The sequence below is a fragment of the uncultured Methanobrevibacter sp. genome (assembly GCF_937898925.1).
GTDB lineage: Archaea > Methanobacteriota > Methanobacteria > Methanobacteriales > Methanobacteriaceae > Methanobrevibacter.
Window position 1 is genome coordinate 38440 of the sequence record NZ_CALDKF010000014.1, and the last position, 15457, is coordinate 53896.

At 31.6% G+C, this 15457-nt stretch carries 17 protein-coding genes; all 17 read left to right on the forward strand.

All coding sequences use genetic code 11. The annotated features are described in order from the left end of the window. Positions 1 to 132 precede the first annotated feature (132 nt). The 17 genes from dph2 to Q0409_RS01265 all read left to right on the forward strand — a co-directional run bounded on the left by dph2 (position 133) and on the right by Q0409_RS01265 (position 15372). Positions 133 to 1140 carry a diphthamide biosynthesis enzyme Dph2 gene (gene dph2, locus Q0409_RS01185; RefSeq protein ID WP_298534185.1) on the forward strand — a complete coding sequence of 336 codons (1008 nt, stop codon included), beginning with the start codon at positions 133 to 135 and terminating at the stop codon, positions 1138 to 1140. A gap of 393 nt (positions 1141 to 1533) precedes the next feature. Continuing rightward, on the forward strand, positions 1534 to 2100 hold the full coding sequence (locus Q0409_RS01190) for an exosome complex RNA-binding protein Csl4 (RefSeq protein WP_298534187.1): 567 nt from the start codon (positions 1534 to 1536) through the stop codon (positions 2098 to 2100). 57 nt (positions 2101 to 2157) lie between these two features. Then, positions 2158 to 2430, forward strand: coding sequence for a DNA-directed RNA polymerase subunit L (locus tag Q0409_RS01195; RefSeq protein ID WP_298534189.1), 273 nt, complete (start codon positions 2158 to 2160; stop codon positions 2428 to 2430). A gap of 168 nt (positions 2431 to 2598) precedes the next feature. Further along, positions 2599 to 3015, forward strand: coding sequence for an NUDIX hydrolase (locus Q0409_RS01200; RefSeq protein WP_298534217.1), 417 nt, complete (start codon positions 2599 to 2601; stop codon positions 3013 to 3015). A gap of 463 nt (positions 3016 to 3478) precedes the next feature. Next, the gene (locus Q0409_RS01205; protein ID WP_298534190.1) at positions 3479 to 3814 is read left to right on the forward strand and encodes a transcription factor S; all 336 of its coding nucleotides are present in this window, start codon (positions 3479 to 3481) and stop codon (positions 3812 to 3814) included. A 155-nt stretch (positions 3815 to 3969) separates the two neighbouring features. After that, a complete protein-coding gene (locus Q0409_RS01210; RefSeq protein ID WP_298534193.1) occupies positions 3970 to 5682 on the forward strand; it encodes a hypothetical protein in 1713 nt (570 codons plus the stop codon). A gap of 374 nt (positions 5683 to 6056) precedes the next feature. After that, complete coding sequence (pcn, locus tag Q0409_RS01215) at positions 6057 to 6791, forward strand: proliferating cell nuclear antigen (pcna) (RefSeq protein ID WP_295607420.1); 735 nt, start codon at positions 6057 to 6059, stop codon at positions 6789 to 6791. Between the two features lie 223 nt (positions 6792 to 7014). Further along, positions 7015 to 8472, forward strand: a complete 1458-nt coding sequence (locus Q0409_RS01220; protein ID WP_298534195.1) for a hypothetical protein — start codon at positions 7015 to 7017, stop codon at positions 8470 to 8472. A gap of 456 nt (positions 8473 to 8928) precedes the next feature. Continuing rightward, positions 8929 to 9207 carry a 50S ribosomal protein L44e gene (locus tag Q0409_RS01225; protein ID WP_295607415.1) on the forward strand — a complete coding sequence of 93 codons (279 nt, stop codon included), beginning with the start codon at positions 8929 to 8931 and terminating at the stop codon, positions 9205 to 9207. Positions 9208 to 9216: 9 nt separating this feature from the next. Then, a complete protein-coding gene (locus tag Q0409_RS01230; RefSeq protein WP_292788071.1) occupies positions 9217 to 9396 on the forward strand; it encodes a 30S ribosomal protein S27e in 180 nt (59 codons plus the stop codon). 153 nt (positions 9397 to 9549) lie between these two features. Beyond that, positions 9550 to 10332 (forward strand): translation initiation factor IF-2 subunit alpha, encoded by a 783-nt coding sequence (locus Q0409_RS01235; RefSeq protein WP_295607410.1) that lies wholly within the window; start codon positions 9550 to 9552, stop codon positions 10330 to 10332. 12 nt (positions 10333 to 10344) lie between these two features. After that, entirely contained in the window at positions 10345 to 10515 is a 171-nt protein-coding gene (locus Q0409_RS01240; protein ID WP_298534198.1) for an RNA-protein complex protein Nop10, read from the forward strand. 139 nt (positions 10516 to 10654) lie between these two features. Continuing rightward, the gene (locus Q0409_RS01245) at positions 10655 to 11446 is read left to right on the forward strand and encodes a proteasome assembly chaperone family protein (RefSeq protein ID WP_298534200.1); all 792 of its coding nucleotides are present in this window, start codon (positions 10655 to 10657) and stop codon (positions 11444 to 11446) included. A 263-nt stretch (positions 11447 to 11709) separates the two neighbouring features. Continuing rightward, positions 11710 to 12897, forward strand: a complete 1188-nt coding sequence (locus Q0409_RS01250) for a redox-regulated ATPase YchF (protein WP_298534203.1) — start codon at positions 11710 to 11712, stop codon at positions 12895 to 12897. A 63-nt stretch (positions 12898 to 12960) separates the two neighbouring features. Next, positions 12961 to 14064 (forward strand): Ni-sirohydrochlorin a,c-diamide reductive cyclase catalytic subunit, encoded by a 1104-nt coding sequence (gene cfbD / locus Q0409_RS01255; protein ID WP_298534219.1) that lies wholly within the window; start codon positions 12961 to 12963, stop codon positions 14062 to 14064. A 135-nt stretch (positions 14065 to 14199) separates the two neighbouring features. Continuing rightward, the gene (hisH, locus tag Q0409_RS01260) at positions 14200 to 14793 is read left to right on the forward strand and encodes an imidazole glycerol phosphate synthase subunit HisH (RefSeq protein WP_298534205.1); all 594 of its coding nucleotides are present in this window, start codon (positions 14200 to 14202) and stop codon (positions 14791 to 14793) included. Between the two features lie 138 nt (positions 14794 to 14931). Next, the gene (locus Q0409_RS01265; protein WP_298534209.1) at positions 14932 to 15372 is read left to right on the forward strand and encodes a thioredoxin family protein; all 441 of its coding nucleotides are present in this window, start codon (positions 14932 to 14934) and stop codon (positions 15370 to 15372) included. Positions 15373 to 15457 lie beyond the last annotated feature (85 nt).

The window sequence follows — 15457 nt, forward strand, 5'->3', positions numbered from 1 at the left end:
CCTCTTCTTTTTTTAATTTTTTATTTTTTTTAAATTTTTTAAAGTCTAATTAAGGCTAATCTTTATGGATTAGTCTACTTGATGGATTTTAATATTTTACTTTTTTAAATTATTTTGATTTTAGTTGATAAAATGGCATTATACGATATGGAGCTTAAGAGAGTTATAAAGAAAATCAACTCTTTGAATGTTAGGAATGTGGGATTGCAGTTTCCAGAAGGACTTAAGATGCAGGCTGTAGCTCTTGCAAGGGAAATTGAAAAGCAAACTGAAGCTACTGTAATTGTCTCAGCAGATCCTTGCTTTGGAGCCTGTGACGTTTCAGACAGAAAGATGAATGGGATAGTGGATTTCATTGTTCATTATGGGCATACTCCTCTTCCGCTCAGATACAGCATTCCTACAATGTTTATAGAAGCTAAAGCCAATGTTAAAATCAAGGATTACCTTGAAGAGGCATTGGAACAATTGGAGGCTTATTCCAAAATAGCTATTGCAACAACTGCACAGCACTTGCATTTGCTTGATGAGATAGTGGACTTTTTAGAGGATAACGGCAAGGAAGTTGTTATTGGCTCTTCAAGAAGCACAAGAAAAGGTCAGGTTTTAGGTTGCAATTTCGCTTCTGTAAAGAACTTGGGAGCAGATGTTTACCTATTCATTGGCAGTGGCAATTTCCATCCCTTAGGAATCTATTTATTTACAAAAGCTCCAGTTTTAGCTATTGATCCTTATAGCGGAGACATCCGTGAAATGAGTGCCTATGCAGACCGGATATTGAGAATAAGATTTGCAAGAATAGTGAAGGCACGGGAGGTTACAAAATGGGGAATTATAGTTTCCTCAAAAGAGGGCCAATACAGGATGAAATTGGCAAAGGAAATCAAGAAGCTTCTTGAAGATGAGGGAATGGAGGCTTATATTCTTCTTATGGACCATGTAAATCCTGATGTATTGCTCCCATATATGGAACTTGAAGGATTTGTTGTAACTGCATGTCCTAGAATAGCTATTGATGATTCTCAAATGTATAAAAAGCCAGTTATAACTCCTAAAGAGTTAGAGATTGTCTTAAACAAAAGGGAATGGGAAAAATATCAACTTGATGAAATATTGTTTGAAGATAGATATTATCAATAAGTTTGGAATCAAATTCCTTTACTTATTTTCCTATTTTTATTATTTTATTTTTAAATCAATTTTTATTTTCGAATAATTAGATTTGTTCTATAATTTCAAAACTATTTCTAAAAACCGAATTTTTTATATATTACTAAAAAACATAAATAATTTACATATAAACAATTGATAATTTTATGGATGAAAATTTATACAAATTTAATTTCATAATTTAATAAATCCTATAAATGGAATTATGGGATTTATTTCGGATTTATTATCCTAATTCTATAAACGGAGTTATGGGATTATTCGGATGATTGTCCTGTTTTATAAACAGAATTATAAAATGTTGAACTTGGCAAAATTGCCCAAGGTTGAAAATGGCGTAATTGCCTGTTATGAGGTGTTTAGATGAAAATGGAATCTGGAGATTTTGTAATGCCTGGTGACTTTTTAAGTGTAAGTGAACAGTTTTTACCAGGTCAAGGAGCATATGAAGATGATGGAAGTGTAAAATCTGGTGTTCCTGGAAATGTATTGATTGATGAAGATGAAAAGGAAATCTCTGTAATATCAAAATCTGGTGGTCCAAACCTATTGAAAGTTGGAGATATTGTATACGGTGAGGTAAAAGATGTACGTGGCCAAAGAGCTTTAATAACTATCTATGCTAAAAAAGGAACAAGACGTGAATTGGCTCTTCCTTATTTGGCAGCTATTCACATCTCTCAAGTGACCCCTGGTTACATCGATAAGCTTACAGACGCTTTCAGAATTGGAGACTTAATTGAAGCTAAAGTAGTTAAAATCATGGGAGATAACCTTGATTTGAACACAGAAGACATTACTTCCGGTGTTGTAAAGGCTATGTGTACCAGATGCAGAACCTTTATGGATCCTTGCAATGAATCTGAAGTATACTGTCCTGTATGTGATAGAAAGGAAAAAAGAAAAGTTTCTAAAAATTATGATTATTAATTTTTAATTAGAATACAGATTTGTACTTGTTTATTTAATTTTTAAGGAAAAGATAACATGGAAATTGAAGTTGTAAAAGATACCAAATTAGAACTCGAAATGATTATTCACGGAGAAAACCACTCTCTTTGTAATGTTTTAAGAAAATATCTCATGGAAGATAATGATGTAGAATATGCTGTTTATGGTATTGATCACCCTCTTACCGGTGAACCTATCATGACCATTAAGACTAAAAGAACAAAAAGACCAAGAGATTCTCTTTTAAGAGCAGCTCAAAGATTAAAAGAAGAAACTGCTGAATTCAAGGAATTGCTTGAAGGAATCTAATTTTGATTTCTTTCTTCTTTTTTATTTTTATTATTTTTTAGTTTAATTATCTTTTTTTATTATTTTCTATCATTTTTTAAATTTTATTTTATGATTTTGTTTTAATGGGTTTTATTTAAATTCGATGAATTATTAATTTTACTTATTATTTTTATTTGGGGTGAGAGTATTAAATATAAGATTCCATCATTGACTGTTGATATTTTTATTTATAATGAAAATCATGAATTCATACTCATCAAGAGGAAAAATGACCCTTTTAAAGACAGTTGGGCACTGCCTGGTGGTTTTGTTGATTATGGTGAAACAACTGAAGATGCTGCTATAAGGGAAGCAAAGGAAGAAACTTCCATTGATATTGAATCAGTAAAATTATTCAATGTATATTCCAATCCAAACCGTGATCCAAGAAGACATACAGTGTCTATAGTCTATTTGGCTCATGGCAATTTTGATGATGCAAAGGCAGATGATGATGCTAAGGATATTGGTGTATATTCTTTTGATGATTTGGAAGAAATGGGCCTTGCATTTGATCATGAAACAATCTTAAGTGATGTGAAAGAACATTTAGAAAAAAATTAATTTTTTCTTAATTTTCCACATTTAATTTTATTCAATTTTTTTAAAAAAACTAACTGATTTTTGCATAAATTTTTTTAAAAAAATAGTAAATTTTTTAGTATTTTTCAATCTACTAACAATCTGTTTTTATTATTATTTTTTACTAAATTTTTACAATTTTTCTTAATTTTTAGGCGTTTTTTACCCTATTTTTAAATTAAGTTTAAATACTATGACTGAATAATCTTTATTTATAAGTATGTTATATATAAAGTATTTAATCATTTACGAAATTTAAAAAACTTAAATTTTAAAATTTTAATTAAGTTGAATTGTTATATGAAAGGTAAATGTTGTGGGTTATAATTATTGGAGATTATAATCATTATTTCATAATCATTATTTCTATTGTGTTTAAATTTAATCTTAAAATTTTTTAATTTCTGTTTTTAAAGAGTAGTATCTTAAATATTGGAGGTAAATAATGGAATTTTGTCCAAAATGTGGTGGCATGATTCTTCCTCAGGAAGTAGGAGAGGAAGATGATAAACAGATTGTATTGAAATGTTCCACCTGCGGCTATGATTCATCTGAAGTGGATAAAGCCGAATATTCAATTGAAAAGAAAGTGGAATCCAAGGAAACCGTTATAATGAGAGGAGATGAAAGCGGTTTACGTTCTACTGTAAGAGAAATTTGTCCTAAATGTGGACATGATCGTGCTTCATACGAATTGCTTCAAACCCGTAGTGCAGATGAAGCTCCAACTCGTTTCTTCACTTGTGAAAAATGCGGTCATAAATGGAGAGGCTATGATTAATTAATTTTAATCATTTTTTTAAATTTTTAGTTTTAAATTAATATTTTATATTTATTATTCATTTAATCGTATTTATAGCGATTTTACTAAGGGTATTATGGTGTGTTAATTATTGATGAGTGAGTATTCTTAGTATTTTTAAGTAAGGAGATAAAATGACTAATTCAAAAAATAGTAATTTAGAAGATGTTTCCAAGGGAAACGATGAGTCAGCTCCCAGAGCTAATGATTCCTCTTCTAATAAAGAAACTAGATTCAATAAATCCAAATCCATCTCTGAGGTTTTTAAGGAATTAGAATTTGAAGATGACGAATCTTATGAAGTTTCTAATGACTTTGAAGACGATGTGGATGAGATCATTCCTATTCATAATGAATACAGAGATTTAGATGAATCTGATGCTTTTGATGATGAATCTATTGAAGGAGGAGTTATAATTAATCCTAATTTAGATGATTCCATCGAAGCAAATGTTATTGAATCAACTGAGGATGTTGATTTAAAAGAAAATACTGATTCTATCGATGAAGAAGCTAGTGATGAGGCTGGCGAATCATCTGATGGTGATGAAGAGATTGATGATGAAGATTCCTTTATCACTATAAAAGATAGTGATGTTGCATTAGCAGATGAGGATGTAGAAGAGAAAATTGGCAAATCTTCTGCTCAAGGTGTATTGATAAATAACAAGGAAAAATCTTCTGACTCTAAAAAATCTTTAGATATTTTTGATTCCTCTACACTTTTAACCATTGTTGGTTTTATTGTAGGTTTGGCAATCCTAATCATTGGAATAACTTATTATGCTTCAAGTTCTGATCGTGTTGTGGATAATGTTTTATCCGGTGAAACTGCAGGACTTGCTATTTTCTTGGTAATTATTGGACTTATTATTATTGGATTTTCTTTATTGAAGTTCTTCTCTTCTTCAAAGTCTTCGTTAATTATCGATACGTTCAACAGCATTAAGAGTATTGATTATGATGAAATAAGCGAGGACGGTATTACTCGTGAAGACTTCGATGCTATTTTTAGTGTCTTAAAAAGAAAAAAAGATTCTAATTTTTCCGAAAACGGCGATAATGACAAATCTGTTGATTCCTCTAAAGATTTATTTGAGAATGACAAGGAAGAAGAACTTTCTGATGATGATATCAATTCTTTATATTCTGATTCAAATCTAACATCTCAAAAAAATCAATCTTCTTTTAAAGAGCATGAAAATGCCAATTCAACAGAACTTTCAGATGACATTGATGAAACTGATGATGACTCTGATGATGATTCCGATGAGATCATTCCCATTCATTCAAGATTAAACAAAGAATCTGATGATTCTGATTTGGAGGATAAGTATTCCAAATACGATTTTGATGATGAGGATGAATATGATTCAGTTGTTGAGATTTCTGAAGATATCCCTGAAGATATCACCGAAGAAATTCCTGCCGATGACTCTGATTTAATTGAAGAAGATGAATTGATTGTTGATGAGGATATTGAAGAGCCAGTAGAAGAATCTATAGATGAACCTGTGGATGAGTCTGTAGAGGAAGCTATTGAAGGGGATTCTCTTGAGGAAGATATCGTTGAAGATGTTGATTCCAATTTAGAGGCTGAAAAGATGGATGGTTTAGAAGACAAATATTCAAAATATGATTTCGAAGATGATTCTGATGATATATTTGAAAAATCTAAAAGTTCTAAACCTCAATTCAAAAAGTCTGTTGACTTGTCAAAGTTTGATGGCGATTCTTTAAGTGAAGAGGAATTGGCTGAAAAGGAAAGAAAAGCCCAAGAATTGGAAGAGAAAAAAAGAAGAATCATTGAAGGTACCAATTTTGATAATAGTTTAAGAAAACATTAATTTTCTTAAATTTATTTTTTCTTTATTTTTTAAAATTCCATCTCTATTCTTTATTTACTTAGCTTATATGCTCGTTTTTTCACACTTTTTTTAAAATTTTTTCAATATTTTTTTTAATTTTCTTGTCATTCTTTTCAATATTTTTCTCATTTTTTATTAAAAAATTTTCACTTTTGATTAGATTTATAAATGATTAGATACTTATATAATATTATAATAAAATAATATGATTTTATTAAATTTCAAGAATTTAAAAAAATTAAATTATGCATTATTTTAATAATTATTTATAAATAAAATTGGCTTGATATGAGCTATTTTAATTTATAAAATAAATAATCAATGCTTAAAATTAAATCAAGAGTTGATTTTTAATGTTTAAAGCAGAGTTAAGTGATTCTAGTATTTTAAAAACCAGTTTTGATGCTATTTCATCTATTGTAGATGAAGTACAAATCCAAACTGACAGTGAAGGTTTTCGTTTAGATGCCTTAGACCGTAGTCATATTACTTTTGTTCATCTCGAACTTAAATCCAGTTTATTTGATGAGTTCATTTGCGATGAACCGGAAAAGATCAATATTGACACAGATGAGTTAATGAAAGTATTGAAACGTTCTAAATCTAATGACCGTGTCTTAATGTCATTAGATGAAGGAAATCTTATTCTCACTTTTGTTGGTGAAGCTACAAGAACTTTCAAAATCAGATTGATTGATATAGAATATGATTCTCCTGCACCTCCTTCATTGGATTATCCTACTGAATTTGAGATTCCTTTCACACTTTTAAAAGACTCAATTCAAGATATGGATATCTTCTCTGATAAAATCACTTTAATGGTAGATCAAGAAAACTTCTATGCATCTGCTGAAGGTGAGTTTGGAGATGCAAACATTGAATATTTACATGGTGAAAAAATAGACACTAAAGCTAAATCCATTTTCTCTTTAGAAAAAATCAGAGAAATGCTTAAAGCTGACAAATTCTCTGAAATCGCAACTATCTCTCTTGGAAATGACATGCCATTGACCTTAAGTCTTAAAATGGTATCTGAAGATGGGGAACTCAGTTTCTTACTCGCTCCAAGAATAGAATCTGAAGACTAAAAGAAAAGATTTAAGCTTTTTTAAAGTCAATAAATTAATTTATTCTTAAATTAATTTATTTTATTTATTTTTTATAGCTCTTAAGCTATTTTACACCATTTAAATTTTTTATACATTATTAACTTTATTAAAACGATCAGTATTAACTAATTTTTGTCTAAATTTTTAGTCAAATTTTTAGTTTCTTAAGTTTTGGTGACTTTATTTCAAATTTATGATTCTTATGCAAGGCGACTTTTTTCAGGTATTACGCAGAGTTCAAAAGGAAGAACGTAACAAATCCTCTCTAGCAAGAGTGGATAATGATTTTTATAAACACATACGTGATTACATTAGGGATTTAGAGCGTTCTGTAGCTAGTGATCCTTTTGGAAATGAGCAATTGCTACTCAATAATGCTCAAAGAATTGCCACTGAAATCTGTGAGCTTAGAGAATCCAAGATAACTCAAGCAGCCAATAACAATATCTACAGATCTTTTCTTTTGTTCAAGAAGGACAATCCTCAATTTGACCTATTGGATACAACTCCATTAAACCTTACGCCTGAAGAGGAAACATTATATTTCTCATTGATGGATGCTCTTAAAAACCACAGATATAGAATTTCCTTAGATGAATATAGTGATGAAACTGCTATAGGAGGAAATTATGAAGATGATGAAGAGTATGACGAGGATTTCGATGAGGATGAAGAAAGCTCCTTTGTAGAGGATTCATACGAATCCAATAGTTCCGTTGAAGATGAAAGTGACATTTCCGATTCTATGGAAGATGAGATTTCAGATGCTCTTGGGGAATCTGATGAGGTTTTAGATAGGTTAAACCAAATCAAGAATGCAAAAGTCATCACTGATGAAACTTATGAAAACATTGATAAGCAGGTAGCTAATCAAATGTATCCTGGCCAAGGAACTGTAGAAAATGCTCAAGAGCTTGAAGAAACTGAAGAAACTAAAGTGGAAGAAGCTGAAGAAACTCCTGCTATCACTCAAGAGGTTGGAGAACCTGAAGAATCCTCAAAAGTTCAATCCAATGTAGAAGAAGAGACTAAAACTGAGAGTCCTGTTTCCACTAGTCCAGAGGATTTTTACAAAAATCCAGATAGTCAATTTGTAGATTTGGATAAATTGGAACCTAATTATGATGATGACTACTATAATTCAATAGCTGCAGGATCCAGTTATGCTGCTCCAAGTGAGGATGACTTCAATCTTATTTTTGCAAAACCTAAAAAGCCAAAAGCAGAAACTGCAAATGCTGAAGAAAAGGCACAGGATAATGTTGAGACTGCAGAGACTGCAGAAACTAATGATGATGCCTCAGCGAAGATTGAATCCAGACAATCTGAATTAGGATTTTCATCTGGCCTTGATGCTAAGGAGAAGGTTAGCCATACTGATGGTTTTAATAAAGCTATTGATGATGCTATTGACAGTACTATTGATGGTGCTAAAAAGGATGATGCTCCTCAAAAACCAGTTGATAAGACAAGAGGAGGATTATTTGCTAGAGATGAAATAGAAAATGCAACTGTTGTCATCAGTGAAGATGTCGGTGAAATGGTAGGAATTGATGGAAAGGTTTATGGTCCTTTCTTGGCAAATGATGTTGTTATCTTGCCAAATATAACTGCTCAGATTCTCATTGATAACAATAAGGCAAGTTTAGTAAAATATTAAATTTTTAAATTTCTATTAATTTTATTTCATCATCATTTCAACTTTTTTTATAATTTATATATAATATACAAAGATTTATATATAGATAATAATCATATATAATTAATGTATCTATAATAATATGATATTTTCTTATTTTAAAATATTTTTTTAATTATTAGATTCCAAGATTTACAGTTTGTTAAATCTTTTTTTATAGTTTTAAACTTTCAATTTAGTTTATCCTATGAATGAATAGGGTTATGAAAGAGTGTAAAAATATTTTTATAAGAATGTGTAGATGCTCTCATGCTCGTAGGAAACTGAAAAATGTTCTTATTAGTATGTTATAATTTATCCTCATGCTAAATGGAAACCTAAACAGTTCCAAGTGGTTTGTTGTAATTATTTATTATATAATCTGTTAATTAAGTTCTAAAAGTCTTTTAACAGAGAAATCAATTAAAGGTGAAAAATATGAAAATGCCTAAAGAAAAAAGAACTTACTGTCCACATTGTAAAAAACACACTATGCATGAAGTGCATACTTCCAAAAAGAGAAAAGCTAGTGAATTAAAATGGGGACAAAGACAATTCAGAAGAGTTACTGCAGGGTACAGAGGTTATCCAAGACCATTACCAGGTGGTAACAAGCCGGTTAAAAAATTAGATTTAAGATACAAATGTAAAGAATGTGGAAAATCCCACATCAGAAAATCTTTCAGAGTAGGAAAACCTGAATGGGTATCTAACTAGGTGATTTGTATGGCAAGTAATGGAAGAGGAAACTTTTTAAGAGTTAAATGTTTAGATTGTGATAACGAACAAATCATTTTCGATCGTGCAGCTTCTGATGTTAAATGTATCATCTGCGGTAAAACTATTGTAAAATCCCGTGGTGGAAAAGCTAAAATCATGGCTCACATCGATGAAGTTTTACAATAAGCTTAAAATTATTAATAGTCAATTACTATCAAAACACGCTATTTTGGCCGAATATGTAATTGGCTGTTATGTGATCTTAGAATAAAGATTGGTTATGATGATTATTCTAATTATTCTAACCATATCTTAACTGTTTTTATTTCGGTGTTTTAATTGGTAAGAAAAAGTCAAGAATGGCCAGATGAAGGAGAACTTATTGTAGGAACTGTCTACAAAGTTGTTAACTATGGTGCATTTGCTAACTTGGAAGAATACGCAGGCAAGGAAGCTTTCATTCATATTTCTGAAGTTTCTTCTGGTTGGGTAAAGAATATTCGAGATCATGTAAGAGAAAATCAAAAGATTGTTGCTCGTGTTTTAAGAGTTAATCCTAAAAAAGGTCATGTCGACGCTTCTTTGAAAAGAATCAGAGAAGACCAAAGGACTAAAAAGATCCAACAATGGAAAATTGAACAAAAAGCTGAAAAATTCTTGGAATTAGCTGCTAAATCTTTAGATAAAGACTTGGATACCGCTTACGATGAAGTGGGATATGAACTTATGGATATCTTTGGAGATATCTACGGTGCATTCGAAAGCGCTTCTGAAGAAGGGGCAGAAACTCTTACTGAAGAGGGAATTAGCCAAGAGTGGGCTGATGCCATAACTGAAGTTGCTGAGAAAAACATTCAACCTCCTGAAGTTCACATCAGCGGTTATGTAGATATTAAAAACTACAACCCAGACGGTGTAGAGGTTATTAAGAAAGCACTTATGGCAGCAGAAGCTGAAAACATTGAAGTTCAATGTGTTGGAGCTCCTCGTTACAGAATCACTGTAACTTCTACTGATTATTTGGTTGCTGAAAAGCAATTGAAGGAAGCAGCAGAAAAAGCTATTGCTATTGTAGAAGATGCAGATGGAACTGGAGAATTCTTACGTGAAATTGAAAATTAATTAGTGAATCAGATGAAAATGAAAATGAAAAAGTGTCCTGTTTGTAATATTTACACACTTAAATCCCAATGTCCAAATTGCGGTGGTGAACTTAAAGTGATTTACCCACCAAAATTTTCCATTGAGGATAAGTATGGTAAATATCGTAGACAATTAAAGAAAGAGATGCTTAATAAGGAATAAAAGTTTTTGATTAGCAAGCTATTGCTAGTTTAAAAACCATTATTCTATTTTTTATTTTTCTATTTTTATGGATTTCACGATTAAATTATTGATTTACGATTATTGATTATAATTATAAAATGTTCTTAAAGGTGATCTTATGAGAACAACTCAATTTAAAGTATTAGAAGAAGTTAGTTTAAACAATCCTATATTTATTGAAGCACTTCCTGGAATCGGTCATGTAGGAAAATTAGCAATTGATCATGTTATTGATGAACTTGATGCTACTAAATTTGTAGAAATCTATTCTCCATACTTCCCTCCACAAGTTCTTGTTGGTGAAGGGGGAGTCGTAGAGGATATGACAAATGAAATGTATTACTTGAAGTCTGCTGGTGCAGATGAAAGGGATTTCATATTTCTAGTAGGTAATTGTCAAGCTTTAGCACCTGAAGGTCAATATGAACTTTGCGGTTCTATCCTTGACTTCGTTGAATCAAAAGGGGCTAAAGAGTTTTACACTTTAGGTGGTCTTGCTACTGGTCAACCTGTAGAAGGTACTGAAGGCCGTGTTTTAGGTGCTGCTACTGATGAAGAGCGTATTGAAATGCTTAAGGAAGCAGATGTTGAAATCAGATCTGCAGATGGCGGTATTGTTGGTGCTTCTGGTTTATTCTTAGGTTTAGGTAGACTCAGAGGAATGAAAGGAGCTTGCTTAATGGGTAAAACTCCTGGTTATTTCATTGATGCTGAAGCGGCTGAAGCTATATTACAAAAATTAGCTATTCTTGTAAAACTCGAAGTAAGTACTGAAGAGTTAGAAGCAAAAGCTGAAGAAATTCGTGAAATGATTAGCCAAGCTCAACAAATGGAGCAAGAAATGCTTCAAAGGGCAATGGGTCAACAAGCACCACAACAAGCTCAAGATGACCTCAGATACATAGGTTAATTAAACTTTTAAATTTTAAAACGATAGCTTTTTAGCTATTTTCTTTTTTTATTTTTTTCAATTTTATTCTACTATTTTTTCAAATTTTAAAATTCATATGCTATTTTTTAAATAATTTTTTATACTTTGTAAAATAGATATAATAAAGTATTATAATAATATAAGTTTATTTAAAAAACAAATAAACTAATTTTAATCTTTTAAAAATTACAAAAATCAAATATTAATTAGATTTACATTTTATAATAATTAGGAATGATATTATGCTTCAAATTGCAGTTACAGGTAAACCGAATGTAGGAAAATCCTCATTTTTTAATTCAGCCACTGCATCTCAAGTGGAAATGGCTAATTATCCATTTACAACAATAGATGCAAACAAGGCTGTTGCTCATGTTATCAGTGAATGTCCATGTAAGGAAATGAATGTCACATGCAATCCACACAACTCTCAATGCATTGACGGAACAAGATTGATTCCAATAGAATTGATTGATGTGGCAGGACTTGTTCCAGGAGCTCACGAAGGAAAAGGACTCGGAAACAAGTTCTTGGATGACTTGATGCAAGCTAAAGTTTTCATTCATGTAATTGATGCTTCAGGATCTACTGATGCAGAAGGAAACCCTGTTGATCCAGGTTCACATGATCCATTGGAAGACATTGAGTTTTTAGAGCCTGAAATAGTCAGGTGGATGGTTGGACTCGTAAGCAAGAACTGGGTAAGGCTTATCCGTAAGGTTGAAGCTGAACACTTGGACTTTTCCAAAGTCATTTTCGAGCAATTATCTGGTACTGGTATCCTAATTGAAGATGTAATCGAAGCATTAAGAACTGTAAATCCTAATTACGGCAAATGGGAAGATGAAGACTTGATTGAATTTGTACGCAATCTCTTGAATATTGCAAAACCGTCCCTTGTAATTGCAAACAAGGCAGATTTGCCTGGAGCACGTGAAAACATTGAAAGAATGCAAGAGAAATATCCTCGTGTAATTCCAACATCTGCTGAATCCGAGCTTGCACTTATGAATGCTACAAGAGCAGGATTGATTTCATACATTTCTGGAGACAGCAGTTTTGAAATCCTTGAAAAGGACAAATTAAATGCTAACCAAATCAAGGCTTTGGAATACATCCAAACCAATATTCTTGATGTTTACGGTAGCACTGGTATTCAAGAGGCATTGAACACTGCAGTCTTTGATCTTTTAGACATGATTGTTGTCTATCCAGTAGGAGATGAGCATAAGCTTACAGACCAAAAGGGAAATGTGCTCCCAGATGCTTTCCTAGTTCCTAAGGGTTCCACTCCTCGTGAATTTGCGTATATCATTCACACAGATATCGGTGATAAGTTCATGCATGCAGTAGATGCAAGAAAGAGCATGAGAATTGCAAGCGATTATGAGCTTCAAGACAGAGATATTATTAAGATTGTTACACATTAAAAGTACTTTGATTAATTAAAAATATATTAAGATTATTTTATTATTTATTAGGTGAATTAAATGATGCATCCACGTCCAAGTCCAATAGCAGCTTCTTTATACACTTTAAGAGATTTAAATGCTGATGTAATTGTTATGCATGGGCCACATGGCTGTTGCTTTAGAACAGGAAGGCTCCTTGAAAGTGATGGGGTTAGAGTTGTCACAACAGCTATGGCTGAAAATGATTTTATTTTAGGTGCTGGCGAAAAGCTTCAGGAAACCTTGCAAGAGGCTTATGATACATTCAATCCAAAATTAATGGGTATTGTAGGAACCTGTGCAAGTATGATCATTGGTGAAGACTTAAAGGAGCCAATTGAAAACCTTGGCCTTGATTGTGTTGTCTTGCCAGTGGAATCCCATGGTGGTTTCGGTGAAGGAGACAATACAGAAGGAGCTATTGCAGTGCTTAACGCTGCTGTAGAGTATGGTGTAATTCCTCAAGAGGAAGCGGACCGTCAAAATGAAATGCTAAGGCTTGCAACACATGTTGAAAAGACTCGTGGAATGGCACAAGGAAAATACATCAAGCCTAATTTCGGAGACAGCAAGGAAAAAGTAGCAAAGATTATTGTTAAAGCGATTCAAGAAGGCAAAAAGGTAGCATTTGTATTAAATGCTAAAAAGGAAACCTCATATCTCTTTGCAGACATTCTAAATTGTGATTTCTCTCCACTTGTTGATGGAGCAGAGTCTAATAAGGATATTGAAAATCTTCATTTCATTGCTAATTTAGATGAAAACATTGGTCTTCCAAGAATCAGACAGCATGCAGTTAATATTACTAAAGAATTGAATGATACTGGAATTGATATTGAATGCATCACTGGTGGTCTTGATGAATATCCAATCACTCCAAGAAATGCAGAGGAATACCTTAAGGAAATCAAGCCAGACCTTGTGATCGTTGCAGGAGTTCCACATGCATTGTATGTTGAAGAGCTTGACTGTGAAACCATTGCTGTTACAGATGGTCCAAGACTTGTCCAACCGCTTAATGAATTGGGGTACTCACATGTCATTGCTGAATTAGATGCTCATTCTAAGACATTAGGTGTAGATGAGATAGTTGATTCAGACTTTGGTATGATGATACGTTCAGTTATTGAATGGGAGCTTGAATAAAATTAGTATTTATTTAATTAACTATCATTTTAATTAATCGTTATTTTAATTTAAATAATGGAATAATTTTTTCAAAAAATAGTTTAATATATTTAACTTAAAAATTATTTAATTTCAAAATTTGCAGGTAATTTTATGATTACAATTATTGATTACAAAAGTGGAAATCTTAGAAGCATTTCCAATAGCTTTAAGAAGATAGGTGTTGAGGCGATAATTACAAGCGATCCAAATGAGATTGCAAATGCTAAACATCTTGTTCTTCCAGGAGTAGGCGCTTTTGGAACAGCTATGGAAAACATCGAACCTTTTAAGGATGTGATTTTCGAACATATTGATGATGGAAAGCCATTTTTAGGGATTTGTTTAGGTCTTCAAGTGCTTTTATCCTCAAGTGAAGAGTCTCCGGGTGTAAAAGGGTTTGACATTTTCAAAGGTCATGTCGCTAAGATTCCTGAAGGCAGAAAGATTCCTCATATGGGATGGAATCAATTGAAGCAAGTTAAGGAATGCCCTATTTTAGATGGTGTTGATGGCAAGGACTTTTATTTTGTACACTCTTATCATGCAGTGCTTGATGATGATAGCAATTTGTCTGCTGTTGTTGATTATGGCATTGATTTAACTGCTGCTGTATCAAAGGATAATGTATTTGCAACCCAGTTTCACCCAGAAAAAAGTGGAGTTCCAGGATTGAACATACTTAAGAACTTTGTAAGTTTAGAATAATTTAATTATTATATTTTTAATTTATTCATTTTTTCAGTCAATTCTATTTTCAATTTTTATTCAATTTTTCTCTTTTTATAAAAAACTTTATTTATTATAAAATCTAAGTATATTTAGATTATATTGGGGGTATGAAAGATGGAATTAAAAAATTTATTTATAATTTCACTCATTACACTATTTCTAATAGGTGGATTTATCGTATCTGTTAGTGCAGAAAATGCTTATGATGATCAATATATTGATGGTTTAAATGTGAGTTTTGATTTAGAACAATCCTTAAAAGATGCTAAATTGGAAAATAAAACTGTCATGATTATTTTTGATCAAAGCTCTTGTGTTTATTGTGAGATACTTAAAGAAAATACTTTGACTGATTCTAAAGTTCAGGATGTTATAAATGAAAAATATATCCCTACTATTGTGGATGTAAATAAAAATCCAATGATAGCAAGTTATTATAATGTGTATGGGACTCCAACTATGGTATTTGTAAGTGGAGATGAAGATTTTGTTTATCAAATTGATGGATATTTAGACCCTGAAGAATTCTTAGATGAACTTAATCAAATTGAATAATTTAATTTATTTTATTAATATGGTGATGAGATGGAGATAATGCCGATTATTTCATTTTTTACAGGAGTGATTTCAATATTATCTC